The organism is Rhizobium sp. SVR5-2C (genome assembly GCF_056755115.1).
The window spans coordinates 1-1,669 of the sequence record NZ_JBNDHT010000284.1 but is presented as its reverse complement, the minus strand read 5'-3'; the positions used below and the strand labels follow the sequence as shown (position 1 = coordinate 1,669).

Genomic DNA, 1,669 nt, shown 5'->3' with positions numbered 1-1,669 from the left:
TTGATGGCATAGGCGGCCGCGCCGGCCTGCAAGGCCTTGTCGATGTCGTCTTCGAAGAAGCTGACCAGCATGAGGGCGTGCAGGACGCGCGCATCGCCGGGGGCAAGCGCTGCCGCCCGCTCTGCGGCGCTGGCGGCGCGTTCGAGCGGCTGGGCCGTGGACGATGTGCCGAGCTTGTAGCGAAATCGCATCTCATCCAGATAGGTCAGAGACAGAAGCGCCCAGGACGCGGCGTTCCTGGGAAATCGCTGGGTCGCGCGTTGCAGGCAATCGCGCGCCGTGGCGTGACTTTGGGCGCTCATCGACTGACGGTAGCTGTAATAGGCCAGGGTGCAGGCATAGGCATCCCTGTCGCCGCTCTCCGGCTGGCGGGCGATCGTCTCGGTGTCGGCCTGGAAAATGGCACCGTAGGGCCGAGCGACGGCGGCGGCGATCTGCTGTGCGACGTCGGCCTGGATCGCGAGTTTGCTTTGAGCGCGAAGATCGGCATCATAGGTGTTGGCCCAGATGACGGCACCATCGGATTGACGCACCAGCCGGGCGACGGAACGCAGCCTGTCGCCATCGAGCTGGACGGTGCCCTGCAGCGCATAGCCGGCCGCGGCGGCATGATCGGTCCTCGACGGATCGGCGACGACGACGATGTCGTCGAACTTCGCGAGCTGACCGATCACTTCATCCCTCAGGCCATGGGCGATGTCCGACGTGGTATCCGCGGCACCACCGCCCGCGAAAACCTCCACGACAACCTTCGGCTGAGATGCCTTCTCTCGCGGCGTCCCGGACAGCGGGCCGCGCCAGACCGACAGGGCAGGGGCAAGCGCGAGGTAGAGAAAAGCTGCGGCGATGACGAGCACCGTCCCGAGGACCAGTGCCGTCAGCAATATCGAACGACGGGAGCCGGGAAATACCCGGTCATGCCCGCTGGCCTCGACGCCTGGCGAGCCATCGGGGCTCTCGACCGGTGACGCCGGGACTTGCGGGCCGTGCGCATATTCGAAATGCGGCACATATCCGCCCTTGGGGACGGTGATGATGACCTCGTCCGCCTGCCCGGCGACGAGATAGTAGCGCTCGAGGGCCCTTCGAATGCGGCCGGCTTCGATCCGCACGACCGGATCATTCTGCGGGTCGAACGAAACCTCGCGGCCGAAGACCTCATTGGCAATCGTGAAGGCCTTCAGGAACCCCGATCGCCCCGCCAGCGTCTCGCTGATGATGAACTGCAGGAACAGCCGACCCCGCTGCGGCGAGTGAAATTCCTCGCTTGAAAGGATCCGTTCGACTTGCTGGCTGACTTCTTCAGCGGTCGGTCCGGGGTTGCTGGAAGCGTTGACCTTTGCGCTCATCAAGATCGCCCCCAAGCAAGATCACGCGATTAAAAAGTATTTTCTAATGTATCATATCGCAGAACTACGAGTGGTTGCAACAGATGCCTTCGATTCACTTAACATTATGTTGGCGCGGGTTCGGGGCGAGACGTCATAGTTGTGAGCGGTTGCACAATCCCGTCGACCGTGGTGACCATGCGCATGAGTCCCGCCAGATTGGGCGCTCCCATTTTGGCCATCACGTTGGCGCGGTGGACCTCAACCGTGCGTGAACTGATGCCCAGATTGAAGGCGATCATCTTGTTCTGCAGGCCGTCGAGCACGCCGGCCAGGACCTG

The 1,669-nt window shown here is 63.3% G+C and carries 2 protein-coding genes; both read right to left on the bottom strand.

Going from position 1 to position 1,669, the window contains the following annotated elements; genetic code table 11:
* The coding region (locus ACPYOI_RS35635) for a hypothetical protein (RefSeq protein ID WP_481424121.1) at nucleotides 1–1,349 on the bottom strand (1,349 nt) is incomplete at its 3' end.
* 104 nt (nucleotides 1,350–1,453) lie between these two features.
* Nucleotides 1,454–1,669: LuxR C-terminal-related transcriptional regulator (locus tag ACPYOI_RS35630; protein WP_481424120.1), on the bottom strand; the 216-nt coding region annotated here is incomplete at its 5' end.